The following is a 26681-nucleotide window of genomic DNA, read 5'->3' on the forward strand; positions in this document are numbered from 1 at the left end:
CCTGCACTTATCAACGAGGTCGACCATGAAACTCCGTGCCAGGACGTGGATACACGCGCTGCTGGCGGTGTCGGCGGCGCTGCCGGCATCGGCTGCGGTGACGCTGCAGGGCACGCGTATCGTGCACGATGCCAGCAAGGGCCGCGACGTAACGGTCAAGGCCACCAACGTGGGCGAGCTGCCAGCGATGACCCAGGTCTGGATCGACGATGGCGACAGCCAGTCGCGTCCGGAGAACGTACGCACGCCGTTCCGGCTGACACCGGCCGAGCCACGCCTCCTGCAGCCCAAGCAGGGCCAGGCGTATCGCCTCACCTATGCACCGCGTCCGTCCGAGGCGCCGCTGCCGGCCAACCGCGAGTCGCTGTTCTACTTCAACTTGCTGGATATTCCGCCCAAGCCCAGTGATGCGGCCGGCAAGAATCTGCTGCAGTTCGCGGTGCGCACCCGGGTGAAGCTGTTTTATCGCCCGACCGGGCTGCCGGGCAACGCACGGGATGCGGCGGCCACGCTGCAATGGTCTGCCGATGGCGATACCCTGCAGGTACGGAACCCCAGCGCGTACCACGTGACCTTGAGTTCGTTGACCCTGGCCGATGGCCGCAACGTGGAGGTGGACATGATCGCGCCGGGTGCACAGGTGCGTTACGCGTTGCCGGAGGGCGCCGCGATGCCGGAAACCGTGGCGTTCAAGTGGCTGGATGATTACGGCACACCCCGCGACGCCGAAGCGCGCGTTGGGGGATAGGCGCAAGCTGCGCTTACGCACCGCGTCGGCAACGACTTGCACTGAGGGTGGCCGACGCGGCACGCTGCCGACTACAGCCTCACTTCGCAGGTTCGCGCCATGGCGTCACCCTCGGGTTCCGTGCTTGCCATCTTGCAACGGTTGCAGCTCCGGCTGCTGTTCGGGGGCGGCGCCACCCTGACCGTGCTGCTGTTGGCCGCAGGTTGCGCGGCATTGTGGCTGCGGCTGGAGACCGTGCACCTCAACGAGCGCGAGGCGCTGCGACGCGGCCAGCAGACGGTGGATCGCTACATCGGCGAGCGCAGGCGGGCCTACGTGGCCAGCTTGAACACCAACGCCACGTTATGGGCCACCCAGCAGGCCGCGCTGGTGGCGGGCGGCACGCCTGTTGCTGCCCGCTTTTCAGCGCAGGATGGCCAGACCGGGGTGGTGGCACCCGGTGCCCTGTCCGTCCCTTGGCTGGCGTTGTCCCCGCGCGGTGGCCACCTTCCGCCCCGGGCGGAGGCCGCGTATCTGGGCATGGTGCAGACCTATTCGGCGTACATGGCCGCAACCGTAGCGGCGCAGGATTCGCCCACCTCACTGATCTCCTTCGCCTTCGAACCGGAAGGGCGCCTGTTTGCGATTGCCGGGCTGCATGATGAAGCACAGCTGCTGCGACTCATGAAGGTACAGAGCCGTGAGCAGGCATTGGCAAGGCTCACCCAGGTCGCCGATGAAGGCTGGCGGTCGGCGGGGGCGGACTCCGAACTGCAACTGGCCAGCGGCCGGCTGCGCGCCTACTTTGGCCGCAATCCTTTCACCGGCGAGGATGCACTGGTTACCCAGATGCGCCTGCGCAGCAACGGTATCCCCTTCATCAACCGGCTGACCTTTGAACCTCTCCAGGGCCTGCGCGAGCGGTTGGAGGAGGCCAGCCCGGGCACGTGGGAAGTGCTTGACCGGCAGGGAAACGATGTCCTGCGCAGCGTTGCAGAAGGCACCATTCCCGCGCCTGCACCGCAGGCCGCGCCCTCCACCCAGCGCAGGGCGGTGTCGCTGCCTGATGGCCGCGCCTTCGTGGTATCCACACCCTTGCAAGGCATCGACTGGACACTGCTGCGGCTCTACCGCTGGAGCGACATCTGGGCGGCACAGCGGATCTATCTGCTCGGCGGCGGGCTGGCCCTGGCCGGCCTGCTGGCCGCGCTGTGGACGCTGTTGCTGCTGGTGGACCGGCGCGTGCTGCGGCCGGCGCTGGAGGAAGCAGCACGGGTACATGAAAGCGAAGCGTTGAGCCGCACGCTGATCGAAACGTCGCCGGTCGGCCTGTGCCTGCTTGACCAGCAGAGCGGGCAGGTGATCCTGCACAACCAGGCACTGGAGCAGCTGATCGGCGACACCACCGGCAACCTGATGGACGCGCTGGTCGGCCGCCTGGTGCAACGCGTTGACGGCCAGGTGCACGGGCAGCTGTTCGAGGCGCCGTCCGCGGATGAGCACGGTCCATCGCGCTATCTGCAATCCATCGTGGCCGCTGCGCGCTACCAGCGGCGGGCGATCTGGGTCTGCGCGGTGACCGATGTGACCGCACAGACGGAAACCCAGCAGCGGCTGCTGGATGCACGGCGTCATGCCGAACAGGCCCAGCACGATGCCGAGGCTGCGGACCAGGCCAAAACCGCCTTCGTGGCGATGATCAGCCATGAAATACGCACGCCTTTGAGCGGCGTGCTTGGCCACCTTGAACTGCTTGCCCGCCAGACCATGCCGGCGGCGTCGCATACGCATGTCACGCGCGCGCGCAGCGCGGCTGATGTGCTTCAGGGGCTGGTGAACGACACCCTGGATCTTTCCCGTATCGAAGCCGGGCTGATGACGCTGGAACCGGCGCCTTTCGACCCGCGTGTGTTGCTGCAGCAGACCGCGACGCTGTTCGAACCACAGGCCACCGCGAAGGGCCTGCGCCTGGAGCTGCACACCGGCGATGCACTGGGACCGGCCTACGTGGCCGACGCAGGCCGCTTGGCGCAGGTGATCAACAACCTGGTGGGCAATGCGGTGAAGTTCACGGCATCCGGAGCGGTGGCGGTCAGCGTTGATGCCTCGCTGCGGCCCGATGGCACTGAGTGGCTGCACGTGGAGGTGCGCGATACCGGCCCGGGCATCGATGCCGAGGCGCAGGACAAGCTGTTCAAGCCGTTCGTGCAGGTCGGTGCCGGATCGGCACGGCAGCACGGCGGCAGCGGCCTGGGGCTGGCCTTGTGCCAGCGCTTCGCCGAACTGCTCGGCGGCATCCTCGGCGTGCGCAGCACCCCGGGTACCGGCAGCGTTTTCCACCTGGACATTCCGGCACGCCGGACCACCGCCGTGGCAGGCACGCCGCCACGGCCGGCGCCTGTCGAGCGTGCGCATTCCCCGCGTGGCCACGCCTTGCTGGTGGATGACAGCGTGATCAGCCGTGATGTGACACTGGGGCAGCTGCACGCGCTGGGTTGGCAGGTCACCCTCGCGGCCGACGGCGATGAGGCGTTGCAGCGCTGGCGCGAAGGCCGGTTCGATATCGTGCTGACCGATCTGAACATGCCGGGCCTGGACGGATACGGGCTTGCCCGGAAACTGCGTGCTGACAACCCTTCCATTCCGATCGTGGCGCTTACCGCCAATGCGATGCCCGAGGATGCGCGACGCGTCCGCGAGGCCGGCATGTCCATGCTGCTGCTGAAGCCGCTCGACCTGCCTTCGCTGGAGGCCGCATTGCATGGATTCGACCTCGATCGCTCGGCACAGCCACCTTTACCTCCGGTGGTGAGCGCGGCGGTTCAGCGGCAGATGCGCGAGGCGTTCCTGCAGACCGCGCATCGCGACTACGCGGCGCTGACCCAGGCGCTGGACAGTGCCGATGCACCGGCCATGATCGATCAGCTGCACAGCTTCGCCGGCGCGCTGGCATTTCTGGGAGAGACCCAGGCGGCGCGCAGCTGCCAACAGGCCGAGCAGGCCCTGCGCAGCATCGGCGCGACAGATGCGACGTCGAAGGCGATCATCATTGAGGCTATCGGAATGATCGCGGCGAGCATCGAGCGTCATGCCGCCGCGCAGCAGGCATGAGCCCGCGCACTCAACCGGCGAAGTGCTGGTAACCGCCGCTGGCGGCTTCACCATCCACCTGCACGCCCTGCCCTTCGGTGATGCGGCCGACGCGGGTCAGCGGCACATCCAGCGACTCAGAAAGGTACAGCAGCGCATCGCGCTGGTCGGCGGCGGCGGTGAAGCACAGTTCGTAGTCATCACCACCGCGCAGCGCGCACTCGCGGGCACCGTCGCGGCCCAGCAGGCCACGCAGCTCCGGCGAGATCGGCAGCACGTCGGCATCGATCTGCGCGGCCACGCCACTGCGCGCTGCGATGTGGCCCAGGTCAGCCACCAGGCCATCGGACAGATCCACGGCAGCATGCGCGAAGGCACGCAGGCGCAGGCCGAGGGTGACGCGCGGGGTGGGACGCAGCAGCCGCAGGCGCAGGGTCTCGTAATCACCCAGCAAGGTGGCCGTGGCCACGTCCAGCGCGCCCTGCTGCCACAGCTTCAGCGCACCGGCGGCATCACCGATCGTGCCACTCACCCAGACATCGTCGCCGACCTGCGCGCGGTCGCGGCGCAGGGCTTGGCCGCGGCCGACCTGGCCCATCGCGGTCACAGTCAGCGACAGCGGACCCCGCGTGGTGTCGCCACCGATCAGCGCGATGTCGTGCTGGTCAGCCAGGGCGAAGAAGCCTTCGGCAAAAGCGTCGATCCACTCTTCGCTGGTGTCCGGCAGCGAGAGCGCCAGCGTGCACCATGCCGGGCGCGCGCCCATCGCGGCGAGGTCGGACAGGTTGACCGCCAGGGTCTTCCAGCCAATGTCGAACGCCGGGGTTTCGGTCGGGAAATGCACGCCGCTGTTGAGCGTATCGGCGGTGACCACCAGCTGTTCGTTCGGGCGCGGCTGCAGCAGTGCAGCGTCATCGCCGATGCCGAGCAGGATGTCGTCGCGCTCGCTGGTGCGGGCGCGGATGCGGTCGATGAGGGCGAATTCGGCCAGGGACATGGGGCGTTCTGCTTTCTTGTAGAGCCGAGCCATGCTCGGCTGCAGTTCGATCACGCGACGCACTGCCGGACGCAACCGTGCGCTGCACGGTGAGCCGAGCATGGCTCGGCTCTACAGAAACCGGGTCAGTGACCCGATTCGACCTTGCGCCATTCGACGGCGGCACGATCCAGCACGCCGTTGACGTAGGTGTGGCCATGCTCGGAACCGAAGCGCTTGGCCGATTCGATGGCTTCGTTGATGACCACGCGGTACGGCACGTCCAGGCGGTAGCGCAGCTCGTAGCCAGCCAGGCGCAGCACGGCGCGTTCGATGGCGTCCACTTCTTCGATGCCACGGTCCAGGTAAGGGCCGAGGGCTTCGTCGATGTCGCGGCGGTTGTCCAGCACGCCGTGCACCAGCGCTTCGAAATACGCCAGATCGGCGATTTCGCGGGCCTGCTCGTGGGCGAACTGGGCGATCAGCGACTGTGCGTTGCCGCCGGAGATCTGCCAGGCGTACAGCGCCTGCACGGCACGACGGCGGGCGCGCGAGCGCAGCACCGGGTCGATGCCATCACGGCGGACAGGTTTACCGGAGGGCTTGCCCTGGGTGTTCTTGTTCATGGCAGTTGCTCCAGCAGGTTGACCATTTCCAATGCAGCGATTGCGACTTCTTCACCCTTGTTGCCGTGGCTGCCACCGGCACGGGCCTCGGCATCCTCGGCCCGTTCCACCGCCAGCACGCCGTTCAGCACCGGCACGCCGAAATCCAGCTGCACGCGCATCAGGCCTTCGGCGCAGCGGTCGGCGACGTGTTCGTAGTGGCGGGTATCGCCACGGATGACGCAGCCCAGGGTGAGGATGGCGGCGTGTTCATGGGCAGCGGCCAGGCGCGCGGCGACCAGCGGCAGTTCCCAGGCACCCGGCACGCGGATCACGTCGATGTTGGCTTCGGCAATGCCGTTGCCGGCCAGGCTCTGGCGGGCGCCAGCAACCAGGGTATCGGTGATGCGGGCGTTCCAGCGGCTGGCCAGGATGGCAAAGCGCGCCGACTCGGGGGTGCGAAGATCGCCTTCGTAGTGGCTCATATGCGGCTTGGGGGTTCGATAAGGGGGTGATTCTACCGTGGATGGGCCCCGGCCGTGACCGGCGGGGGCCTTCAAGGGGCCTTCTGTAGAGCCGAGCCATGCTCGGCTGCTCTCTGCCGCCGGACTGCCCTCCGCGCTGCGCGCGCAAGCCGAGCATGGCTCGGCTCTACAGGGGCCTCATGGCCGGGGCGCGGGCCTCAGCAGCCCACCGTCTCCACCACTTCCAGGCCGTAGCCGGCCAGGCCCACCTGGCGGCGGGGGGTGCCCAGCACGCGCAGCTTGCCCAGGCCGAGGTCGGACAGGATCTGCGAGCCGGCACCATTGCGACGCCACTGGCCCACGTCCTTGTCCTTGCCCGGCACCACCGGCGCCGGCTGCTGGCGCAGGCGGGCCAGCAGGGCCTCGCCGTCGCGCGGGGCCGACAGCACCACCATCACGCCCGCCCCTTCGGCGGCAATCGCGCGCAGGGCATCGGTGGCGGCCACGCCGAAATCATCGCGGCGCCAGTGCAGCAGGTCGGCCAGCGGGTTTTCCACCTGCACGCGCACCAGGGTCGGGGTGTCGGCCGCCGGGGTGCCACGGACCAAGGCGAAATGCAGATCGTGGGCGATGCGGTCGCGATAGGTGACCAGCTTGAACGGGCCGAATTCGGTGTCGATGTCGCGCTCGTCCACGCGCTCGACGGTCTTTTCGGTGGCCAGGCGGTAGGCGATCAGGTCGGCGATGGAGCCCATCTTCAGGCCGTGCTCGCGGGCGAACACTTCCAGTTCCGGGCGGCGCGCCATGCTGCCGTCGGGGTTGAGGATCTCCACCAGCACGCCGGCCGGTTCCAGCCCGGCCAGCATGGCCAGGTCGACGCCGGCCTCGGTGTGGCCGGCGCGGGTCAGCACGCCGCCCGGCTGGGCGATCAGCGGGAAGATGTGGCCCGGCTGGTGCAGGTCGGCCGGCTTGGCGTTCGGCTTCACCGCGGTGCGGATGGTGTGGGCGCGGTCATGGGCGGAAATGCCCGTGGTCACGCCTTCGGCCGCCTCGATGCTGACGGTGAAATTGGTCTGGAACTGCGCGGTATTGGCCTGCACCATCGGCGCCAGGCCGAGATCGGCGGCGCGGGTGCGGGTCAGCGGCAGGCACACCAGGCCACGGCCGTGAGTAACCATGAAATTGATGTCCGACGGCTTTACCAGCTCGGCGGCCATGATCAGGTCGCCTTCGTTCTCGCGGTCTTCGTCATCGACGATGACGACCATGCGGCCCTGGCGGATGTCTTCGAGGATCTCGGGGATCGGGGCGAAATTCATGCGCGGGCTCCTTCACCCAACAACCGCTCGACATACCGGGCGACCAGGTCGATTTCAAGATTGATCGCGCTGCCCACGCCGGTGGCGGAGAAAGCGGTGTTGGCCACGGTGTGCGGGATGAGGGCGACTTCGAAACCTTCGTCGTCCACTTCGTTGACGGTGAGGCTGACGCCGTCCACGCAGATCGAGCCCTTCTTGGCGATGTAGCGGCGCAGTGCGGCCGGCGCGGCGAATCGCCAGCGCTGGGCACGTGCATCTTCGTGGATGGACAGGACCTGGCCGAGGCCATCGACGTGGCCGCTGACCAGATGGCCGCCAAGGCGGTCGGTCGGGCGCATGGCGCGTTCAAGGTTGATGACCGCCCCTTCAGCCAGCTGCCCGAGCGTGGTCAGGCCGAGGGTCTCGGTGGACGCATCGGCCTGGAAGCTGCTGGCGTCGAATGCGATGACGGTGAGGCAGACACCGTTGATGGCGATGCTCTCGCCCATCTGCACGTGGTCGAATGGCAGGTTGCCGACGTTGAAGGTGAAGCGGACATCGCCGCCGATGGCTTCGCGTGCGGCCAGACGGCCGACGCCTTCGATGATTCCAGTAAACAAGAAACGTTCTCCGCGGAAAGTGAGCGAAAAACGCCGCAAGGCAAACAGGCGGGCGCAGGGCCGCAAAGGCCCTGTGGCACCGTCTTCTTTCATCCGGACTATGACCGTCGGCTCCGGCATTGGACCGGATCTGCTGACCCCCGGCCATGGGCCGGGGCGCTCGCGGGCTCGTGCTTGCGCACCTACCGCCGGTGGGGAATCGCACCCCGCCCTGAAGACGTTTGTGTACCGGCGAACCGGCCTGTCCAGTGTACCAGCCCGGACTGAACGGGGTCGGGTCGCTGCCCTGCACGGATCCGACCCCCAGCTGAACCGAGCGCCAGCTGTGACGTAAGTCGCTCGTAATCTGTAAAAGTTTCATTAAACTCAAGCCTCGGACGACATGAGGTCGCCACGGACTGCCAACAGGGTGGCCCGCCAATGGACTGCAATTCACAGGAATTCCCATGCGCAAGATCCTGATCGTGGCCGCTCTGCTGGCCGCCGCACCGTTCTCGGCCTCGGCCGACGCCCTCAGCTACACCTACGTCGAAGGTGGCTGGACCCAGGCCAAGATCACTGACGACGGCCTCAACGATCCCAAGCTGGACGGCGGCTACGTGCGCGGTTCGGTGGCCCTTGCCGAGCAGGTGCACGTGTTCGGTGGCTGGAACTACGGCAGCAAGACTTATCACTACTCCGACGGTTCGGTGAAGCTGGAACTGAACCAGCCGGAGCTGGGCATCGGCTACCACATGCCCTTCAGCGACCGCGTCGACTACACCGCCGACATCGCCTGGGTGCGTCAGCAGGCCAAGGTCACCGACCGCCTGGACGGTTTCGCTGATGAAACCTTCAAGGACCACACCAACCTGGTGCGCGCCACCATGGGCCTGCGTGGCAAGCCCTCGCGCATGACCGAAGCCTGGATCAAGGCCGGTTACATGGATGGCGGCAACAATTTCGAAGGCACCTGGGTCGGCACCCTCGGTGGCCAGGTCAACTTCACCAAGACCTGGGGTCTGGTGGGCGAGGTCTCCGGCTACCGCGACGTCACCCAGTTCTCGGCCGGCGTCCGCGCCAGCTTCTGATTGCTCGATCCTCGTCGTGTAATCGAACGGGCTCCGCAAGGGGCCCGTTTTTTCATGGGCGCGCGCACGGCCTGCCATCGAACCTGCGTGCAGATGCGCTAGGCTTTCGCGCCTGTGCACTACCCCACTGGAAACGGAATACCGTCATGAAGACTCCCCTTCGCACCCTGCTCGCCAGCGCCCTGCTGGGTGCCCCCCTGCTGTGTGCCCCTATGTTCGCCACCGCCGCGACGGCACTGACGCCGGAACAGACGCTGGACCTGTACGCGCGCGTGCTGATTGAAGACGATGCCGCTGCCGCACGCACGCTCAACGACGCCATGCGCAGCGCGCACGATGGCAAGGACGCGGTGACGCCCACGCCGGGCGCACTGGCCAAGGCGCTGGCCGAACCGTGGATGGCGCTGCAGGCCAGCGTCGGCGGGACGCCCGATGCGGCCGCGACCGAAGCGCTGTACGCCAAGGTGCTGAAGGCATCGACCTGCCGCGCCACCGGCAGCAGCATCGAAGACAACGAGTACGTGGATGACCAGAAGATCGCCACGGTCGATTTCACCTGCAAGGTGGTGGACCTCGCCAGCGTGCGCCCGCTGTTCACCGACAGCATGACCAGTGAAGACCCGGCCAGCCGCACGCGCTTCATCGAGGCCTACACGCAGGCGCTGAAGAGCGGCACGCAGCGCACGGTGAAGGGCAGCCAGAAGCTGTACTCCGGCGCCGAGCAGGCGTACTGGTTCAGTGGCAGCTTCGATGAGCTGGTCACCGCGGTGCTGGAATCCATCGCGCCGTTCCAGCTGTGGATGGAAGATACCGAAGCGGCCAGCGCACCGAAGGTGACCGGCGTGCCGGGCTGCGACCTGCTGCTGCAGCAGCACCGCAGCTGCGTGGCGAAGATCGCACCGGAGCAGATCAGCGGCGTGGACGCGATGGCCGACGAGCTGAAGGCCAAGGCGCAGGTGAAGTCGGCCGACGAGATGACGCAGGAATGCAAGGCCCTGCGCCCGATCGCGCAGATGATGTGGACCGACGAGTGCGCGTGAGGCGGTGACGGCAAGCTGCATCCACGTCAGCGTGGATGCAGGCCAAGGCGCCAACCAAGGTTGGCGTCTACCAGAGCACGGTAGATCCACGCCACGCGTGGATGACTTTCACCGCATCACGCGCGCAGCAGCAACCGCAGGTCGTCGCCCACCTGGCGCTGGTCGACCACGCGCAGGCGGCGCTGCTGGTCCATCGCTTCAATACCGAGGCCAGCCAGCAGCGGGCGGCCGGTATCCCCCAGCAGCGTCGGCGCCTGGTACAGCAGCAGCTCATCCACCCAGCCGCCACGCAGCAGCGCGCCGGCCAGGGTGGCACCGGCTTCGGTATGCACTTCGTTGATGCCGCGCTCGGCCAGCAGTGCCAGCACCGCGCCCAGATCCAGGCGACCATCGATACTCGGCACGCTGGCGAATTCGGCATCGGCCGCATCCGGTGCGCTCACCGCGGCATCGTGCACATACAACGTCGGCGCTCCTCCCTCGCGCACGCGGCTGCATTCCAGCGAGCGCAGGCGGGAATCAAGCACCACACGCAGCGGCGGCATCACCTCGGTGTCGGCCAGGCGTACGGTCAGCATCGGATCGTCGGCCAGTACCGTATCGGCACCGGTGAGGATCGCGCCGGCACGCGCACGCCAGTGCTGCACGTCTTCGCGCGCCGCCGCGCCGGTGATCCACTTCGAGCTGCCATCGGCCATCGCCGTGCGACCGTCCAGGCTGGCGGCCAGCTTCACCCGCAGCCACGGGCGGTTGCGCTCCACGCGCGACAAGAAACCCTTGTTGAGTTCGCGCGCCTGCGCCGCCATCAGGCCTTCGCACACCTCGATGCCCGCGTCGCGCAGCAGGTCGAAACCACCGCCGTCGACCTTCGGGAACGGATCGCGCAGCGCCGCAACGACGCGCGACACACCGGCTTCGATCAGCGCCAGCGCGCACGGTGGCGTGCGGCCGAAATGCGCGCAGGGTTCAAGGGTCACGTAAGCGGTGGCACCCCGCGCTTCGCTGCCGGCCTCGCGCAGGGCGAAGACTTCGGCATGCGGGCCGCCGGCACGCTGGTGCCAGCCCTGCCCGACCACGCGTTCGCCATGGGCGATCACGCAGCCGACCATGGGATTGGGGCGGGTGGTGTAGGCAGCACGTTCGGCCAGACGCAGCGCGTTGGCCATGTGCAGGTGGTCGAGGACGGTGAACGGCGTGGTCATGCGGCCATGGTAACGCCGCTGGTGGGGATCCATGCCATCGTGCCAACCAACGGTTGGCACCCACCCATGGATGGGCCATCGGCGCCAACCAAGGTTGGCGTCTACCCGGGGGTCAGCCCTTCTTTTTCTTGGTCAGGGCGATGACATCGCCCAGCAGCTGCAGCTGTTCGGTGCTGGACGGCAGGTCGCGTTCCAGCTTCTCGATCTCCTCGCGGAAATCGGCCACGTCCTCGAAGCTGCGGTAGACCGAAGCGAAGCGCACGTAGCCGACGTGGTCGAGCTTGCGCAGTTCGTTCATCACGAACTCGCCGACCTTGATCGAGGGCACTTCGCGTTCACCGCTGATGCGCAGCTGATGGACGACCGCGCGGACGGCGGCTTCGATCTTCTCTTCGGGCACGGCGCGCTTCTGCAGCGCGCGGTCGAAGCCGGCGCGTACCTTGCGCTGGTCGAAGGCTTCGCGGGTGCCATCACTCTTGACGATGGCCGGCAGCTTCAGCTCGACCGTTTCCAGGGTGCTGAAACGTTCGTTGCAGGCCTCGCACTCACGCCGACGGCGGATCGTCGCGCCGTCTTCGGAGACGCGCGAATCGATGACCCGTGTATCGGCATGCTGGCAGAAGGGGCAATACATGGAACGCCTGGCTCAGGGGGAATACCAATCTGTCATCGTCATGACAGCGTCGCAAAGGTACCTGAGAAGGGCTTTTGCAGCAAATACGGGCGGCGCTCAGCCTTGTGCGGCAAGGGGTTGCCGCCAGCGCAGCCACGCCAGATGCGCAGCCGGCAGCAGCAGCGGCGGGCCGTACAGCAACAGCGCAAAGCCCTGCGCGCGTTCGGTCAGCCCGACCACCACGCCCAGCACAACGGCGGGAATGGCCGCGAAGGCGCCGAGCAGCAGCAGGGCCCACCAGACCCGGCCCATGACCTGCATGCCCAATCGGCCCTGCAGCAGGAAATCGGCGCCGATGCGCACCCAGGCGACGATGCCCAGTGCCCCGGCAACGCCCCAGCAGACCAGCAGCAGCCGGCTCAGCAGGCGGGTTTCCTGCATCAGGCCGGAGTACACGCCGACCAGGGCCACGGTGCCGCCCAGCAGCAGGCCGGGCAGGCCGAACAACAGGGCCAGTGCGAGGTGCAGGCGTTTGTGCAGGCGCTCATCCATGTGCGTCGCTTCCTGGGTGCTGGGGTCAGAGCCCTTCCCTGCGGGAAGGGATCCGACTCCACTCCCCGATCAGCCGTAGACCGGGTACTTGCGGCACTGCGCGCTGACGGCGTCGCGCACGCGGGCGATCACGGCGTCATCGTTCGGCGCGTCGAGCACGTCGGCGATCCAGTTGGCCAGGTCCACGCAGTCCTGCTCGACGTAACCACGGGTGGTCACCGCCGGGGTACCCAGGCGCAGGCCCGAGGTCACGAACGGCGAACGCGGGTCGTTCGGCACCGAGTTCTTGTTGACGGTGATGTGCGCCTTGCCCAGCGCCGCTTCCGCGTCCTTGCCGGACACGTCCTTCCCGATCATGTCGACCAGCATCAGGTGGTTCTGGGTGCCACCGGAGACGATCTTGTAGCCGCGCGCGATCAGCGTGTTGGCCATCGCCTGGGCGTTCTTCACCACCTGCTGCTGGTAGGCGGTGAAGCCCGGCTCCAGCGCTTCCTTGAAGGCCACGGCCTTGGCGGCGATGACGTGCATCAGCGGGCCGCCCTGGATGCCCGGGAACACCACCGACTGCAGCTTCTTGACCAGGTCTTCGTCGGCGCCCTTGGCGACGATGATGCCGCCGCGCGGGCCGCGCAGGGTCTTGTGGGTGGTCGAGGTGACCACGTGGGCATGTTCCAGCGGGCTCGGGTAGACACCAGCGGCGACCAGGCCGGCCACGTGGGCCATGTCGACGAACAGGTAGGCACCGACCTTGTCGGCGATGGCGCGGAAGCGCGCCCAGTCGATCACCTGCGAATAGGCCGAGAAACCAGCCACGACCATCTTCGGCTTGTGCTCCAGGGCCAGGCGCTCGACTTCGTCGTAATCGATCAGGCCCTGGTCGTTGACGCCGTACTGCACGGCGTTGAACAGCTTGCCCGAGGCGTTGACCTTGGCACCGTGGGTGAGGTGGCCGCCGTGGGCCAGGCTCATGCCGAGGATGGTGTCACCCGGCTGCAGCAGGGCGAAGTACACGGCCTGGTTGGCCTGCGAACCGCTGTGCGGCTGCACGTTGGCGTAGTCCGCGCCGAACAGCTGCTTCAGGCGGTCGATCGCCAGCTGCTCGGCGATGTCGACGTATTCGCAGCCACCGTAGTAGCGCTTGCCCGGGTAGCCTTCGGCGTACTTGTTGGTCAGCTGGCTGCCCTGGGCCTCCATCACGGCCGGGCTGGTGTAGTTCTCGCTGGCGATCAGCTCGACGTGGTCTTCCTGACGCTGGGTTTCGGCGGCGATGGCCTTGGCCAGTTCGGGATCGTAGGTTTCGATGCGGACGTCACGCGGGAACATCGGTTACTCCGGCAGGCAGGGAAAAGGGGGTACGGCACAGCCCCTGATTGTAGCCCCGTGGCGGCCTGCCGGGGCCGAAAGGGACGGGGCCGGATCCCCGTGGAGGAGATCCGGCCCCGTATGGTTTTGCCGGTGGGCCTGGGCTTGGATCCCTTCCCTGCGGGAAGGGATCCGACCCCGTTGCCGGCTCAGCGGCTGAGCACGTACTGGGCGATGACGCCGGTGGCGATGGCCACCAGCAGCATGTTGCCGCGATCATCCCGGATCCACTGGTGGCCGTAGGGCGGGCGGCGCAGGTGGTAGCGCGGGTAGTCGTTCACCACGTAGACCGGGCCGCGGTAGTAATCGCGGTAGCGGTGGCCGACCTGCCAGCCGTAGCCCGGGCCCGGGCGATAGCCGGGGCGGTAGACCACGCGCGGCGGCGGCGGTGCCGGATGGTAGTAGCGGCGGTCATGGTCGCGGCGCCAGTCACGGCGCGCATCGCGGCGGTCGCGTTCATAGTCGCGGCGCGCCTCGCGGACGTCGTGGCGGTACTCGCGACGATCATCGCGGCGGTCTTCGCGCCACTCGCGGCGGTCACGGTGGTCGTTGTCGGCAAAGGCCGGGGTGACTGCGCCCAGCGCCAGCACAGAGGCCATGGCCCCGGCCACGATAAGGGTGATGCGCATGACAGACCTCTGTTGAAGTGGATGGTGATGTCCATATTGCGCAACCGATCTGAACCGTTTCCGGCTGGAAACGCTTCCCGCTGAGGCGTTCAACTCAGTATTCAGCCTTCGGCCAGCCCCACGGGGCCCCGGCAGGCGCGGCCGCGAACCGGTTCCGGCTATAATTGGCGGTATTCCATTCAGTCTGTGCCCGCTGTCGTCCGGGATCTTCCCGCTGACGGACGGGTGCAGGGCCGCGCCCCTACGGAGACCTCATGTCCTCGCAATACATCTACACCATGAACCGCGTGTCCAAGGTGGTCCCGCCCAAGCGGCAGATCATCAAGGACATCTCGCTGTCCTTCTTCCCGGGCGCGAAGATCGGCCTGCTGGGCCTGAACGGCGCCGGCAAGTCCACCGTGCTGAAGATCATGGCCGGCGTGGACACCGATTTCGAGGGCGAAGCCCGCCCGCAGGCCGGCATCAAGGTCGGCTACCTGGCGCAGGAACCGGAACTGGACCCGACCAAGACCGTGCGTGAAGCGGTAGAAGAAGGCGTGGGCGAAGTGCTGCAGGCCCAGGCTGCGCTGGACGCGGTCTACACGGCCTATGCCGAGGAAGGCGCCGACTTCGACGCGCTGGCCAAGGAACAGGAGCGCCTGGAGGCGATCCTCGCCGCTGGCGACGCGCACACCCTGGAAAACCAGCTGGACGTGGCCGCCGATGCGCTGCGCCTGCCGCCGTGGGATGCCGTGGTCGGCAAGCTGTCCGGTGGTGAAAAGCGCCGCGTAGCACTGTGCCGCCTGCTGCTGCAGAAGCCGGACATGCTGCTGCTCGACGAACCGACCAACCACCTCGACGCCGAGTCGGTGGAATGGCTGGAACAGTTCCTGGCGCGCTACACCGGCACCGTCGTGGCGGTCACCCATGACCGCTACTTCCTGGACAACGCCGCCGAGTGGATCCTGGAACTGGACCGCGGCCGCGGCATTCCGTGGAAGGGCAACTACACCGACTGGCTGACCCAGAAGGATGAGCGCCTGAAGCAGGAAGACAACCAGGAAAAGGCCCGCCAGAAGGCGATCCAGAAGGAACTGGAATGGTCGCGCCAGAACGCCAAGGGTGGCCGTACCAAGGGCAAGGCCCGTCTGGCCCGCCTGGAAGAGCTGCAGTCGGTCGATTACCAGAAGCGCAACGAGACCAATGAAATCTTCATCCCGCCGGGCGAGCGCCTGGGCAACGCGGTGATGGAGTTCAAGAACGTCTCGAAGAAGTTCGGCGACCGCCTGCTGTTCGACAACCTGAGCTTCCTGGTGCCGGCCGGCGCCATCGTCGGCATCATCGGCCCGAACGGTGCCGGTAAGTCGACCCTGTTCAAGATGATCACCGGCCAGGAAAAGCCGGATACCGGCGAGATCGTGGTCGGCCCGACCGTGAAGCTGTCCTACGTGGACCAGAGCCGCGACGCGCTGGAAGGCAACCACAACGTCTTCCAGGAAATCGCGGGCGGCCTGGACATCCTCAACATCAACGGCATCGAGATCCAGTCGCGCGCCTACATCGGCCGCTTCAACTTCAAGGGCCAGGACCAGCAGAAGATGGTCGGTTCGCTGTCCGGTGGTGAGCGTGGCCGCCTGCACATGGCCAAGACCCTGCTGCAGGGTGGCAACGTGCTGCTGCTGGACGAACCGTCCAACGATCTGGACATCGAAACCCTGCGTGCGCTGGAAGATGCGCTGCTGGAGTTCCCGGGCAACACCTTCGTCATTTCGCATGACCGCTGGTTCCTGGATCGCATCGCGACCCACATCCTGGCGTTCGAAGGTGATTCGCACGTGGAGTTCTTCCAGGGCAACTATCGCGAGTACGAAGAAGACAAGCGCCGCCGCATGGGCGACGACGCCGCGCCGAAGCGCCTGCGCTTCAAGGCGCTGAAATAAGGCAACCGGAAAGGCCGCGCTCGCGCGGCCTTTCTCTTTCGGCAGGTCACCACCGTTGGTGGTGACGCCCAATTGTTGTGAGATCCCCCATGTCCCTGTTCGAACGCCTGTTCCAGCTGCAGCAGCACGGCACCACCGTGCGCACCGAGCTGCTGGCCGGTGTCACCACCTTCCTGACGATGTCCTACATCGTCTTCGTCAACCCGGAAATCCTGGGCACCACGGGCATGGATGCCGGCGCAGTGTTCGTCGCCACCTGCCTGGCCGCCGCGCTGGGTTCGGCAGTGATGGCACTGGCAGCCAATTTTCCGGTAGGCATGGCGCCGGGCATGGGCTTGAATGCGTTCTTCGCTTTTACGGTAGTGGGCGCGGCCGGCCTGCCGTGGCAGCAGGCGCTGGGCGCGGTGTTCATCTCCGGCCTGGTGTTCCTGGTGCTGTCGCTGACCGGCGTGCGCGCGTGGCTGGTGGCCGGCATTCCGTCGTCGCTGCGCTCGGCCATCGTGGCCGGCATCGGCCTGTTCCTGGCGATCATCGCGCTGCAGAAATCCGGGGTGATCGTCGGCAACGAAGACACCCTGGTGGCGCTGGGCCCGCTGAACACGGCACCGCCGCTGCTGGCGCTCGGTGGCTTCGTGCTGATCGCGGTGCTGGAAGCCCGCCGCGTACGCGGTGCGATCCTGATCGGCATCCTCGCCGTCACCGGCGCCGGCTGGGCGCTGGGTGACGTGCAGTACCACGGCCTGGTCTCGCTGCCGCCGAGCCTGGCACCGACCTTCCTGCAGCTGGACCTGCCCGGCCTGCTGCACCACGACGGCGGCGCGCCGATCGCGGTGCTGCTGCAGGTGGTGCTGGTGTTCGTGCTGGTGGAGGTGTTCGATGCCACCGGCACGCTGTACGGCGTGGTCGGTCGTGCCGGCCTGCTGAAACTGCCGGGCGCGCAGAAGCGCTTCGGCCGTGCGCTGCTGGCCAACAGCACCGCCATCGTGGCCGGTTCGCTGCTGGGCACCAGCAGCACCACCGCCTTCGCCGAAAGCGCCTCCGGCGTGCAGGTGGGCGGCCGTACCGGCCTGACCGCACTGGTGGTGTCGGCGCTGTTCCTGGCCGCGCTGCTGTTCTCGCCGCTGGCAGCGATGGTGCCCGCCTATGCCACCTCGCCGGCGTTGCTGTTCGTGGCCGGCCTGATGCTGCGCGAACTGGTGGAAGTGGACTGGAGCGACCTGACCGAATCGGTGCCGGCCGCGCTGTGTGCGCTGGCGATGCCGTTCACCTATTCCATCGCCAATGGCCTGGCATTCGGCTTCATCGCCTATGCCGCGCTGAAGGCCGGCACCGGCCGCTGGCGCGAGGTGCACCCGGCGGTGTGGCTGGTGGCGACGCTGTTCGTGCTGCGTTACGCGTTGGAGTAAGCCTACCGCGCTGCGCGCTCGCCGGGCATGGCCCGGCGCTACCGGAAAATGAGCGGCGCCGGCGGCAGGTCAGTTGTACGTGATGGTGAACGTCGCGGTGCCGTTGGCCTCGCCTGCTCCCACCGTACCGGCCTGGGTCTGGATGTAACGCGCGCGCAGCGGCAGGCTCATCGACGAGGTGCCACTGACGGTGTCACCCAGCATCAGGCTGTCGCCGAAGGTGATGTTCTGCTCGCTGCTGCCGTTGCGGCGCACGATCTGGATGCCGATGCGGGTGGCGCTGTTGATGCCGCTGGTGATGGCCAGCGTGCCGGGCTGGTTGCCACTGGCCGACGTGGCATCGAGCTGGATGCCGATGGTGCTCTGGTACTGCGCCACGTTGCTGCCCTGGCAGCGCAGGGTGATGTTGAAATCACGATCCACGGCACGCGAGCCCACGCCGGTGAAGGACGAGTTCGGCACACTGCCGAAATCCACCACGATGTTGCGGCTGCCGGCATCCACCTCGCAGGTGGGGCTGACGACGGTGGTGCCTGTGGCACGGAATGTCGAGGTCAGCACCGGCCGGCCCACGCCATCGCCGTTGTAGTAGTAAGTGGTGAAGCGCCCGGTAGGGGCGATGCTGCCCGAACCGGTCTGGGCGGCCGTCTTGATCAGCTGCACCCGGAACGAGCCACCACTCAGCGACAGGGTCGTGTTGCGGCTGAGCTGCAGGGTATGCGGATAGTAGGTCTGGATGTCGCCTGAATTTCGATAGACACGGATGCCGACGCCGGCCACATCGGTGGCATAGACGTTGGAAAAATTCGCCACGGCGCGTTGCTGGGCAGCGTTGTTGAAGATGCCGATCGCGCTGCCGCCGGAACCATCGCAGCTGGCGATGCTGTTGCGGCTGTCAATGCCAACCACAAGTTCCTTGATGATTCCGCCCACGGGCGTGCTGGGCAGGATGACGACCTGCCCCATATCCATCTGGACATCCTGCGGCACGAAGGTGCGGGGGTTGTTGAGCCCGCACGACGCCAGCGCCTGCCCCGACAAGCCCAGGCCAATGCCCGCGGCCAGCAGGCCCATCGCCAGGGTGCCCCTGCGGAACGTCTTCATCGGCATGCTGCCTCCACGGCAATCAATCCGGCAGGGCCGGCCGTGGTGCCCGCAGGCACCGTGTATTCAAGGGTACAACGCTGGTCGGCGGCAACGCCCCACTCGACCAGCAGCTGGCCGCGGTCGTGTTCGCTGCGCACATAGACGCGGCCACCCTGCCCGACCATGCCCACCGGCTGGCCCTGCTCGTCCTTCACCTGCGAGCCGAACGGCAGCGAGCTGCCATCGGCATTACGGACCTGGATGAGCAGCGCACGGCCCTGGCGAGTATCGAAGCGCAGGTAGCTGATGGCACCGGCATACGGCGCGATCGACTGGCTGCTGCCGTCCAGCTCCACGTCCTGCGACATGCCCTGCGGGTCAAGGGTGACCGTATTGAGGCGGTACGGCGAAACATAGGGCACCACCGCGTAGCCACGACCGTCGATGCGCAGGCCCGGTGCGTTGGTGACGCGTGCGTCGCGCGCGCCCTTGGCCTCGACCAGCACCATGGTGTCGCCACGCTGCGGGGTGAAGGTAACGCCGCCGGCGTGGACCACCATGCTGCCATTGGCGCCCACCGATGCCTGGCGGAAATCGCTGGACTGGCCGTAGGAGCCACTGAGCGAGGCATAGCGGCTGCGGTACTCGGCGTTGGCAGTGGCGGTGGATGCGCCGTTGCGGCTGTCCGAGAACGCTGCGCCATAGGTGAAGTTGCCATCCGCGCCGGCCGCACCGGTCATGCCGATGCGGCTGTTGTCGTAACCGCTGCGGTCGCGCACACCGACGTCGGCACTGAAGGACATCGGCTGGCCGCTGCGGCGTCCCAGCGGAACACTGAGCGACAACAGGTACTGGGTGTCGGCCGTGCCGCCGTCCCCCTGCTCGGTCCGCACCGCGGAGATGCCGTAGTTCAGCGAGCGCCATGCGTTGTTGTAGCCCAGCTGGTACTGCTTGCTGGTACCGGGGCGATCATAGAAATCGCGCATCGCACCAGTGAGGTACAGCGCGCCGCCATGCTCGCCCAGCGGCTGGTTCAGGGTCAGCTGGAACTGGCTGCGCTGGCGCCCACGCAGGGCAGGATCGATGCCCCGCGCGTCGTCCTCGCGCGCCAGCAGCGCATCCTGCTGGCTGTAGAAGCCGCCGGTGGAGTAGCGGTACGCGGCCAGCGCGAAGTTGGTATTGGTCTCACTGATGAGGTTGGCGTAGCTCAGGCGCACACTGGCACCGGAACGGCCGGCCATGTGATCGAACTCCGTCCGCGCGTGGGTGACATCGACGGCGAAGGCACCCAGCGGCGTGGCCAGGCCAACGCCATACAGCACCGAGCCGTAGCCCTTGCCCAGCGCGCTGCCGCCATACACGGTGAACCGGTTGCTGAGGCCGCGCTGGTAGGTGCCCTGCAGCATCCACGGGTCATCCAGCAGCTGTGCGCTGCGCACCTGGCCGGCGGTGAGCGCGTAACGCGAAACGCCCTGGCGCAGCATCTGCGGCACCGAGCCGAACGGCACCTTGAACGCGCGGCGGCGGCCGTCTGCCTCGATCACCAGCACTTCCAGGTCGCCGCCGTAGCCGGTCGGGTACAGGTCATCAATGACGAAGCTGCCCGGTGATACGGTGGAGGAGTAGATCAGCTGCTGGTTCTGCCGCACTTCGATGCGCGCGTTGGTCTCGGCGATGCCGCGCACCACCGGTGCGTAGCCACGCAGCGAATCGGGCAGCATGCGGTCATCGGTGACCAGGCTGATGCCGCGGAAACCGATCGAATCAAACAGCTCTCCACTGGTGTAGGCATCGCCCACGGTCAGCAGGCCGCGCACCTGCGGGATACCGCGCTGGGCGTAGGTGGCAATGCTCTGCCAGTGACGGCCATCGCCGCTGTTCCAGGTCAGGTTGGAATCATGGCGGAACTGCCAGCCCCCCAGGTTCAGGCCTGCATTGAGGCCGAGATAGGCACTCTGGTTGCGGCCACCGTCTTCGGTGCGCAGGTCGCTGTTGATGGCGTTGAAGCTGTAGCCGACGAAGCCGGCGTTGATGCCGCGGTCCCACAGCGCCGGGCTGACGTAGCCACGCGCCTGGCGGCGCAGGAACACCTGCGGAATGCTCAGGTCGTAGCGCAGGTTGCCGCCGTCGTAGGCGCCGAAGGCATCAGCCATGCGCTGCTGTACCGGCACGCAGGCAGCGGCATCGATGGCCAGTGCAGGATCCTGCTGGGCCAGCACTGCTTCGCTGTCCACGCCGAACTCCTCCAGCAGCGGCATGCCGAGGCAGGCGTCCACCTTGCCCTGTGCGTCAGCCTTGAACTGCAGGTCGCGGCGGCCCTGCCAGGCACCATTGACGTAGATGTCGACGCGGTAGGTACCGGCCACCATCGGGTTGCCGTTGGCGAAGGAGGACAGATCCACCTTGCCGGCCTGCCCGGAAAGGAAACTTGAATTGAACTGGGCCTGTTCCGGCACGCGCGCGGTGGCCGCAGCACTCTGCGCCATCAGCGCCTGCTCGCCGAGGTTGGCTGGCGCCGCCACGGCCCATCCTGGGCAGGCGATACCCGCAGCCAGCAGGCACACGGCCTGCTGAATCGACAATGTCAATCTGTTTCCAATCACACTGACATTCCTTGACGACGGCCGCGATGCAGCCATGACGGGGGGCGCTGGCTGCATGCAGCCGTCCGATCAGCTCCCGCTTCCGACGGCGACGGTGCGCTCCACGCGCCCGCCGAAATCATTGATGGTGGTGAAGCGCACCTGTGCGGTGGTGGCCGGCACGGTGAACTCCAGCTGCTGGCCAGGTGCCAGCATTTTTCCCTGTTCCTCGACCACCGCATCCTGGGTGCCTGCCAGCGCACGCACTTCGGCCAGGGTGACGTGGAACGGGCTCGGATTTTCCACGCGCAGGCGGTTGCCCGTGCGGCTCCAGCGCAGCAGCGCGGGCGCATCGTTGGCGGTGCCGGCCAGCCCCTGCGGGCGATAGAACAGCTTCAGGCGCGAGCGGAATGCAACCTGCAGCAGGTTCTGTTCTTCACCCGGGGTGGCCTGCGGCGAGGGCGGCACATCCAGCACGTTGAACCAGAACACCGACTCACGGTCGCTGGGCAGCGCCTTGCCGGTGAAGATGATGCGCAGCGCCTGGCTGCGGCCGGCTTCCACGCGGCTGATCGGCGGGGTCAGCACGAACGGGGCGTCGCTCGTTTCCGGCGTCTGCTCCGCATCACCCGAATCAATCCAGGCCTGGACCAGCGACGGCGTGTCGCCGGTGTTCTCCACCTGCACGGTCACTTCGCGCGCCTGCGCCGGATAGATCACCCGGGTACCGTTGATGACGACACCTGCCAGGGCGCTCTGGCACAGCGGCAGCGAGAGCGCCGCCAGCAGCAGCGCCCGGGAAAGGATGGCTTTCATCGGAAGGACGACCCGGGAAATGGAACAAAGCCCTGCCCGATGGCTGAATCGGGCAGGGAGGGTGCAGCTACGATCAGTTGTAGATGATCGTGTACTTGACGCTGCTGGCGACGTCGCCGGCGGTCGACTGACCGGTGGCGAAGTACTGGGCGGCGTAGTCCAGCTTGGCCGCGCCCTTGTCGGCGACATCGGTCCAGGTACCGGCCTGCAGCGTGCCGGTGCCACTCACCTTCACCGCGCTGCCGTTGGCGGTCAGCAGCTGCAGCTGCACGTTGGTGGCGCTGGTGCTGCCGCTGAGGGTGTTGACCAGGTTGCCGGTGCTCGAGTCGACGGTGACGCCCGGCTCGAAGTAGGTGGCGACCTTGCCGGCAGCGCAGTTGGTCAGGTTGATCGAGAATGCGGTACGACCAGCGACGTCACCGGCGGTCTTCAGGGCGGTGGTACCGACCGGCGGCAGGGCAACGGTGAAGTCCTTGCTGGTGCCGGCGTTGATCTCGCAGGTCTTGGCGGTGACCTTGCCGGTGAAGTTGATCGTGCCATCGGCAGCGTTGGCGGCCAGCGGTGCGGCGGCGAGCAGGAGGACGGCGAACAGATTGATCTTGCGCATTTGCTTTCTAACCCTACTGAGAAATGTGGACGTAGAGGAGGAAGCAAGGAGCACTGCCGGGCATCAGACCCATCCTTGCGTCTCACCTGTGGCCGGACCCGTGATGAAGCCATCCTTGGGGTCCGAGTCGACAGTATAGATCACAAATGTGATGCAGTTCACGCATTAGATGTGCCGCAACGCACATTGACGCCAAATATTTGGCGTGATACGCCGCCATGCGTTCGACGACTTTCGAACGCACGTCACACTCCTGAAGAACGTGGTTTACACGCGTGTCACGCAGCGAGGAGGAGGCTGTTTTCAAGGCAAAAACGCAATATTTGACGCGCATCACTATTGCTCAGTGACGCGCCTTCCAGATCGAAATTCTGACCCTTAAAGACCGTTCGGGGCTGTCGTTAACAGACTCATACCGAACCAGAGAACGTCATGAAGACCTCGATCCTGCTCTGCGTGGCCCTGATGGGTGTCAGTTCGCTGGCACATGCCGATGGCGGCACGATCCGCTTCAGCGGTCGCATCGTCGATCCGGGCTGTTCGGCGCGCGTGGACGCACAGCAGCTGCGCCTGGAAGGCTGCCCGCTGTCGGCCAAGGGCGCGACGGTCGCACTGGTGGCGATGGATGAAGGCCAGGGCGCGGTGCTGCGCGATGGCAAGCGCCAGGGCCAGCAGCTGGCCGTGGCCGCACGCAGCCTGCGCGCGGGTGATCTGGTGTTCTCGGAAAGCTACCGCCTGGAAGCCCCGACGCAGCAGCCGCTGCAGGGGGCTTACCTGGTGCGCGTCGACTACCCCTGAGCCTCCCGCCCAGGCAGACCGACCCGGGGATCAGCCCTGGGGCGTTTCCGGCGGCAGCTCGAAGACCTGCCGCAGGTAGCTGAGATAGCCCGGGTCATCGCACATGCTCTTGCCCGGCGAATCGCTCAGCTTGGCCACCGGCTGGCCGTTGCAGCGGACCATCTTGATGACGATGTTGAGCGGAGTCGGGCCAAGATCGTTGGTCAGGTGCGTACCGACGCCGAACGCCACCTGGCAGCGCCCACGGAAGTAGTCGTACAGGCGCATGACCTTGGTGATGTCCAGGCCATCACTGAAGACCAGCACCTTGCTGCGCGGATCGACGCGGCGCTGCTGGAAGTGGGCGAGCATGCGATCACCCCAGTCGAACGGATCGCCCGAATCGTGGCGCACGCCGTCGAACAGCTTGCAGAAGTACATGTCGAAATCGCGCAGGAACGCATCCAGGCCGACCACGTCGGACAGGGCGATGCCGAGGTCGCCGCGGTATTCGCGCGCCCACGATTCGAGCGCGGCCACCTGCGAATCACGCAGGCGCGGGCCGAGGGCCTGGAACGCCTGCAGGTATTCGTGGGCCATGGTGCCGTGCGGGGTCATGCCGTACAGGCGGGCGAAGTGCACGTTGCTGGTGCCGACCAGCTGCGGGCCGAGCGCATCGCGCAGCAGCGGCAGCAGGCGCGCATGCCAGTCGCGTGAGTAGCGGCGGCGGCTGCCGTAATCGGCGATGCGGCACTGTTCGAACCCGGGGGTATCGCGCAGCAGCGCGGCCTTGGCCTGCAGGCGGCGTTCGCCCTCGGCGAAATCAGCGGTGGTGGTGTTGCGGAACCAGACTTCGTTGATGATCGCCAGCAGCGGCACTTCGAACAGGATGGTGTGCAGCCAGGGGCCGGTGATGTCCAGATCGATCTCGCCCGGCACGGTCGTCGACGGCTTCAGCTGGATGTACTTGCGATCCAGGTGGAACAGGCCGAGGAAATCGGCGAAGTCGGGCTTCACGAAGCGCAGGCCACGCATGTAGTCCAGCTCTTCGTTGCTGAAGCGCAGGCTGCACAGGTGGTCGATTTCTTCGTTGATCTGGTCGATGTAGCTCGCCAGATCGATACCGGGGGTGCGGCACTTGAACCGGTACTGGACCAGGGCGCCGGGGTGCTGGTGCAGCACCGCCTGCATCATGGTGAACTTGTACAGGTCGGTGTCGAGCAGGGACTGGATGATGGCCATGAGGCAATTATGCGCCCGTTCGGGTGAAACGCGTTTCCCGGGCCCGGCTGCGGGTAGATCCACGCCATGCGTGGATGCCCCGCCCCACCCCGCCGTCAGAGCGCCTTGCGCAGCAGCCGCGGCACCAGCATCAGCGCATGGGCCCAGATCGCGCCCCACACCAGCAGGCGCACCGGCGCCGAGCGCTGCTTCGCCTCGAACTTGCTGAAGTAACGCCACAGACCACGGTGCTTGTGCCACTCGACGAAGAACGGCCGCGAGCGGCTGGACACCCCGCGCACGTGCGTCACCCGCAGATCATTGGCGATGGCCACCACGCCGCCGGCCTCGCGCACGCGGCGGCACAGGTCCAGGTCCTCGGCGTGCAGGCGGTAGCCGGCATCCCAGCCACCGAGGCGGTCGAACAGCGCCCGCGGCATTAGCAGCAACGCACCGGACAGCGCCGGCACCTGCTGCATCGCCTGCACCGGGTCGCGCGGAATGGCCAGCCGTCCACCGCGCCCGGGCGATCGCAGCATGGCCAGGAAATCGGGATCGCGGCGGCGCACGGCGTCGTCGGCAAAGCCGTGCTCGTCCACCTGCTCCACGCCCAGCAGGCAGTCACCGAGTTCCAGCGCGCGCAGGCGCAGCGCCGCCAGGGTGTCCTCCTCCACCAGCAGGTCAGGATTGATGAAGGCCAGCCAGGGGCCGCTTGAATCGGCCACGCCCTGGTTGTTGGCGGCGGCAAAGCCGGGGTTGTCCGGGTTGCCGATGAAGCGCACCCGCGGGTCGTGACTGGCGTGGCGCTGCACGATCTCCAGCGTGTCATCCTGCGAACCGTTGTCGACCACCCGGATCTCGGCCACGTCCTGCGCCTGGCGCAGGCGCGACAGGCAGGCATCGATGGTGCTGCCGCTCTGGTAGGTGACGACGATGGCGGCGATGGCAGGGTTCAAGCAGGCGACTCCGGCGGCGATGGCGTGGCGAACAGGTCGCCCTGCTCTCGCGGCATTATCGCCTGCTGCAGCCGCTGCTGCAGGTCATCGCGCAGCGCATGCAGCGGGTCGTGCATGAGGAAATCGGCCAGCCGAGGCATCCAGCCCGGCCAGCGCGCGGCCAGGGCCTCCAGATCGCCCTCGCGGCTGACCGCCTCGCCGGCGCGGCTGACGAAGGCGTTTTCGCACAACACGTTGCGCCAGCCCAGCCCCGCCATGCGCAGGCTGAGGTCGACCAGTGCCGCGTTCCAGCCGAGATAGCTGTCGGTGTCGAGGCCACCGGCACGGCGCCGCGCGTTGCCGCGCACCAGTACGGCATGGGTGACCGCCGAGGGCAGTTCCGGATGCAGGTTCGGCAGGCTTGCACAGGTGTGGGCCAGCAGTGCGGTATCGGCCGGCTCGGGATTGATTTCGCCCAGCCGCGGCCATGCGGCGGTTTCGCCGGCATTGCACCAGGGCGTGGCGGTGGCGATGGCGGCATCGCGGGCGAACGCGGCCTGCAGCCGCTGCAGCCAACCGGGCGCGGGCACGCTGTCCGGGGCGAGGACGGCAACGTCCAGTCCCTCGCAGGCGCGCAGCATTTCATCGAGGTGGGCGACTTCGCCGAGCGGTCGCGCGCGACGGGTGTATTCGGCCTGCAGCGGTGTATGCGCGAGCCAGTGCTCGACCACGGCCTGCGCCCGCGGCCCGGCCTGTGCGTCATCGGCCAGCCATACCGCGGTGCCCGCGGCGGTGCCGGCGTCGAGCGCGGCCAGGCAGCGGTCGAGCGCGGCATCGTCCACGTCCAGCGGCAACAACACGATCGCCCCCATCCCGCCTCCGTGGTAGTCGCTGGCGGTAGCGTAGCACCGGCAGGGCTGCGCCCTGCACCTGCCGAGGCAACGGCAACGGCCAGAGCAACAGCAGAAGCTGGGTTCCTGGGGGATGGCGGGGTGGGTCCGGTTGAGGGAGACGCCGTAAATACGTCCGTGTAGGCTTGGTCGCGGCATCCATGCCGCTCACACCCCCTCAACCGGATCCACCC

24 protein-coding genes and 1 riboswitch are annotated in these 26681 nt (G+C 67.1%); of the genes, 7 read left to right on the top strand and 17 right to left on the bottom strand.

The features are described from left to right. Positions 1-25 precede the first annotated feature (25 nt). Entirely contained in the window at positions 26-748 is a 723-nt protein-coding gene (locus tag DCO49_RS02160; protein WP_116862602.1) for a fimbria/pilus periplasmic chaperone, read from the top strand. 99 nt (positions 749-847) lie between these two features. After that, positions 848-3838: an ATP-binding protein gene (locus DCO49_RS02165; RefSeq protein WP_116862603.1), complete on the top strand. Its 2991-nt coding sequence runs from the start codon at positions 848-850 to the stop codon at positions 3836-3838. Between the two features lie 10 nt (positions 3839-3848). Here the strand turns inward: DCO49_RS02165 and thiL are convergent, their stop codons facing one another. The 5 genes from thiL to DCO49_RS02190 all read right to left on the bottom strand — a co-directional run bounded on the left by thiL (position 3849) and on the right by DCO49_RS02190 (position 7780). Continuing rightward, the gene (gene thiL / locus DCO49_RS02170; protein WP_207776452.1) at positions 3849-4808 is read right to left on the bottom strand and encodes a thiamine-phosphate kinase; all 960 of its coding nucleotides are present in this window, start codon (positions 4806-4808) and stop codon (positions 3849-3851) included. Positions 4809-4939: 131 nt separating this feature from the next. Further along, complete coding sequence (gene nusB / locus DCO49_RS02175; protein WP_116862605.1) at positions 4940-5419, bottom strand: transcription antitermination factor NusB; 480 nt, start codon at positions 5417-5419, stop codon at positions 4940-4942. Continuing rightward, complete coding sequence (gene ribH / locus DCO49_RS02180) at positions 5416-5883, bottom strand: 6,7-dimethyl-8-ribityllumazine synthase (protein ID WP_079220615.1); 468 nt, start codon at positions 5881-5883, stop codon at positions 5416-5418. The genes nusB and ribH overlap by 4 nt, the downstream gene beginning before the upstream one ends. A 197-nt stretch (positions 5884-6080) precedes the next feature. Next, positions 6081-7181: a 3,4-dihydroxy-2-butanone-4-phosphate synthase gene (gene ribB / locus DCO49_RS02185; protein WP_116862606.1), complete on the bottom strand. Its 1101-nt coding sequence runs from the start codon at positions 7179-7181 to the stop codon at positions 6081-6083. Beyond that, positions 7178-7780, bottom strand: coding sequence for a riboflavin synthase (locus DCO49_RS02190; RefSeq protein ID WP_116862607.1), 603 nt, complete (start codon positions 7778-7780; stop codon positions 7178-7180). Before DCO49_RS02190 ends, ribB begins: the two co-directional genes overlap by 4 nt. 77 nt (positions 7781-7857) lie before the next feature. Further along, positions 7858-8003, bottom strand: a riboswitch (FMN riboswitch). 223 nt (positions 8004-8226) lie between these two features. Between DCO49_RS02190 and DCO49_RS02195 the strand changes: the two genes are divergently transcribed. Both DCO49_RS02195 and DCO49_RS02200 read left to right on the top strand, forming a co-directional pair. Next, positions 8227-8850 carry an outer membrane beta-barrel protein gene (locus tag DCO49_RS02195; RefSeq protein WP_116862608.1) on the top strand — a complete coding sequence of 208 codons (624 nt, stop codon included), beginning with the start codon at positions 8227-8229 and terminating at the stop codon, positions 8848-8850. 146 nt (positions 8851-8996) lie between these two features. After that, positions 8997-9890 (top strand): hypothetical protein, encoded by an 894-nt coding sequence (locus DCO49_RS02200; RefSeq protein WP_116862609.1) that lies wholly within the window; start codon positions 8997-8999, stop codon positions 9888-9890. Positions 9891-10006: 116 nt separating this feature from the next. Here DCO49_RS02200 and ribD read toward each other — a convergent pair whose 3' ends face one another. The 5 genes from ribD to DCO49_RS02225 form a co-directional block, all read right to left on the bottom strand. Continuing rightward, positions 10007-11092 (bottom strand): bifunctional diaminohydroxyphosphoribosylaminopyrimidine deaminase/5-amino-6-(5-phosphoribosylamino)uracil reductase RibD, encoded by a 1086-nt coding sequence (gene ribD / locus DCO49_RS02205; protein WP_116862610.1) that lies wholly within the window; start codon positions 11090-11092, stop codon positions 10007-10009. A gap of 112 nt (positions 11093-11204) precedes the next feature. After that, positions 11205-11726: a transcriptional regulator NrdR gene (gene nrdR / locus DCO49_RS02210; RefSeq protein ID WP_108767702.1), complete on the bottom strand. Its 522-nt coding sequence runs from the start codon at positions 11724-11726 to the stop codon at positions 11205-11207. A 96-nt stretch (positions 11727-11822) separates the two neighbouring features. Then, on the bottom strand, positions 11823-12257 hold the full coding sequence (locus DCO49_RS02215) for a hypothetical protein (protein WP_116862611.1): 435 nt from the start codon (positions 12255-12257) through the stop codon (positions 11823-11825). A 69-nt stretch (positions 12258-12326) separates the two neighbouring features. Continuing rightward, entirely contained in the window at positions 12327-13580 is a 1254-nt protein-coding gene (glyA, locus tag DCO49_RS02220; RefSeq protein WP_108764032.1) for a serine hydroxymethyltransferase, read from the bottom strand. Positions 13581-13768: 188 nt separating this feature from the next. After that, positions 13769-14248: an RcnB family protein gene (locus tag DCO49_RS02225; RefSeq protein WP_108767700.1), complete on the bottom strand. Its 480-nt coding sequence runs from the start codon at positions 14246-14248 to the stop codon at positions 13769-13771. 254 nt (positions 14249-14502) lie between these two features. Here DCO49_RS02225 and ettA point away from each other — a divergent pair, with 254 nt between their 5' ends. Next, positions 14503-16167, top strand: coding sequence for an energy-dependent translational throttle protein EttA (ettA, locus tag DCO49_RS02230; protein WP_079220603.1), 1665 nt, complete (start codon positions 14503-14505; stop codon positions 16165-16167). An 89-nt stretch (positions 16168-16256) separates the two neighbouring features. Beyond that, positions 16257-17573: an NCS2 family permease gene (locus DCO49_RS02235; protein ID WP_116862612.1), complete on the top strand. Its 1317-nt coding sequence runs from the start codon at positions 16257-16259 to the stop codon at positions 17571-17573. A gap of 69 nt (positions 17574-17642) precedes the next feature. On the opposite strand, the gene DCO49_RS02240 is transcribed toward DCO49_RS02235, so the two are convergent. The 4 genes from DCO49_RS02240 to DCO49_RS02255 all read right to left on the bottom strand — a co-directional run bounded on the left by DCO49_RS02240 (position 17643) and on the right by DCO49_RS02255 (position 22664). After that, positions 17643-18683 (bottom strand): fimbrial protein, encoded by a 1041-nt coding sequence (locus DCO49_RS02240; protein WP_116862613.1) that lies wholly within the window; start codon positions 18681-18683, stop codon positions 17643-17645. Then, on the bottom strand, positions 18674-21241 hold the full coding sequence (locus tag DCO49_RS02245) for a fimbria/pilus outer membrane usher protein (protein ID WP_116862614.1): 2568 nt from the start codon (positions 21239-21241) through the stop codon (positions 18674-18676). The genes DCO49_RS02240 and DCO49_RS02245 overlap by 10 nt, the downstream gene beginning before the upstream one ends. Positions 21242-21331: 90 nt before the next feature. Then, complete coding sequence (locus DCO49_RS02250) at positions 21332-22057, bottom strand: fimbria/pilus periplasmic chaperone (RefSeq protein WP_116862615.1); 726 nt, start codon at positions 22055-22057, stop codon at positions 21332-21334. Between the two features lie 73 nt (positions 22058-22130). Further along, positions 22131-22664, bottom strand: a complete 534-nt coding sequence (locus DCO49_RS02255; RefSeq protein ID WP_116862616.1) for a fimbrial protein — start codon at positions 22662-22664, stop codon at positions 22131-22133. A 432-nt stretch (positions 22665-23096) separates the two neighbouring features. Between DCO49_RS02255 and DCO49_RS02260 the strand changes: the two genes are divergently transcribed. After that, complete coding sequence (locus DCO49_RS02260) at positions 23097-23462, top strand: type 1 fimbrial protein (RefSeq protein WP_116862617.1); 366 nt, start codon at positions 23097-23099, stop codon at positions 23460-23462. 30 nt (positions 23463-23492) lie between these two features. Here DCO49_RS02260 and pncB read toward each other — a convergent pair whose 3' ends face one another. From pncB to DCO49_RS02275, 3 genes are all read right to left on the bottom strand, one after another. Beyond that, positions 23493-24683, bottom strand: coding sequence for a nicotinate phosphoribosyltransferase (gene pncB / locus DCO49_RS02265; protein ID WP_116862618.1), 1191 nt, complete (start codon positions 24681-24683; stop codon positions 23493-23495). A gap of 95 nt (positions 24684-24778) precedes the next feature. Next, on the bottom strand, positions 24779-25618 hold the full coding sequence (locus DCO49_RS02270) for a glycosyltransferase family 2 protein (RefSeq protein WP_116862619.1): 840 nt from the start codon (positions 25616-25618) through the stop codon (positions 24779-24781). Beyond that, the gene (locus DCO49_RS02275; protein WP_116862620.1) at positions 25615-26469 is read right to left on the bottom strand and encodes a glycosyltransferase; all 855 of its coding nucleotides are present in this window, start codon (positions 26467-26469) and stop codon (positions 25615-25617) included. The genes DCO49_RS02270 and DCO49_RS02275 overlap by 4 nt, the downstream gene beginning before the upstream one ends. Between the last annotated feature and the right edge of the window lie 212 nt (positions 26470-26681).

It is taken from the genome of Stenotrophomonas sp. SPM (genome assembly GCF_003105135.1).
In the GTDB taxonomy this organism is placed as follows: domain Bacteria; phylum Pseudomonadota; class Gammaproteobacteria; order Xanthomonadales; family Xanthomonadaceae; genus Stenotrophomonas.

Coding starts and splice junctions, on each gene's coding strand:
- nusB (WP_116862605.1), bottom strand. CDS start 5,419: ATGAACAAGAACACCCAGGGCAAGCCCTCCGGTAAACCTGTCCGCCGT.
- DCO49_RS02225 (WP_108767700.1), bottom strand. CDS start 14,248: ATGCGCATCACCCTTATCGTGGCCGGGGCCATGGCCTCTGTGCTGGCG.
- DCO49_RS02275 (WP_116862620.1), bottom strand. CDS start 26,469: ATGGGGGCGATCGTGTTGTTGCCGCTGGACGTGGACGATGCCGCGCTC.
- DCO49_RS02200 (WP_116862609.1), top strand. CDS start 8,997: ATGAAGACTCCCCTTCGCACCCTGCTCGCCAGCGCCCTGCTGGGTGCC.
- DCO49_RS02250 (WP_116862615.1), bottom strand. CDS start 22,057: ATGAAAGCCATCCTTTCCCGGGCGCTGCTGCTGGCGGCGCTCTCGCTG.
- DCO49_RS02240 (WP_116862613.1), bottom strand. CDS start 18,683: ATGCCGATGAAGACGTTCCGCAGGGGCACCCTGGCGATGGGCCTGCTG.
- DCO49_RS02165 (WP_116862603.1), top strand. CDS start 848: ATGGCGTCACCCTCGGGTTCCGTGCTTGCCATCTTGCAACGGTTGCAG.
- nrdR (WP_108767702.1), bottom strand. CDS start 11,726: ATGTATTGCCCCTTCTGCCAGCATGCCGATACACGGGTCATCGATTCG.
- ribD (WP_116862610.1), bottom strand. CDS start 11,092: ATGACCACGCCGTTCACCGTCCTCGACCACCTGCACATGGCCAACGCG.
- DCO49_RS02195 (WP_116862608.1), top strand. CDS start 8,227: ATGCGCAAGATCCTGATCGTGGCCGCTCTGCTGGCCGCCGCACCGTTC.
- ribH (WP_079220615.1), bottom strand. CDS start 5,883: ATGAGCCACTACGAAGGCGATCTTCGCACCCCCGAGTCGGCGCGCTTT.
- ettA (WP_079220603.1), top strand. CDS start 14,503: ATGTCCTCGCAATACATCTACACCATGAACCGCGTGTCCAAGGTGGTC.
- DCO49_RS02215 (WP_116862611.1), bottom strand. CDS start 12,257: ATGGATGAGCGCCTGCACAAACGCCTGCACCTCGCACTGGCCCTGTTG.
- glyA (WP_108764032.1), bottom strand. CDS start 13,580: ATGTTCCCGCGTGACGTCCGCATCGAAACCTACGATCCCGAACTGGCC.
- DCO49_RS02260 (WP_116862617.1), top strand. CDS start 23,097: ATGAAGACCTCGATCCTGCTCTGCGTGGCCCTGATGGGTGTCAGTTCG.
- DCO49_RS02160 (WP_116862602.1), top strand. CDS start 26: ATGAAACTCCGTGCCAGGACGTGGATACACGCGCTGCTGGCGGTGTCG.
- ribB (WP_116862606.1), bottom strand. CDS start 7,181: ATGAATTTCGCCCCGATCCCCGAGATCCTCGAAGACATCCGCCAGGGC.
- DCO49_RS02255 (WP_116862616.1), bottom strand. CDS start 22,664: ATGCGCAAGATCAATCTGTTCGCCGTCCTCCTGCTCGCCGCCGCACCG.
- pncB (WP_116862618.1), bottom strand. CDS start 24,683: ATGGCCATCATCCAGTCCCTGCTCGACACCGACCTGTACAAGTTCACC.
- DCO49_RS02235 (WP_116862612.1), top strand. CDS start 16,257: ATGTCCCTGTTCGAACGCCTGTTCCAGCTGCAGCAGCACGGCACCACC.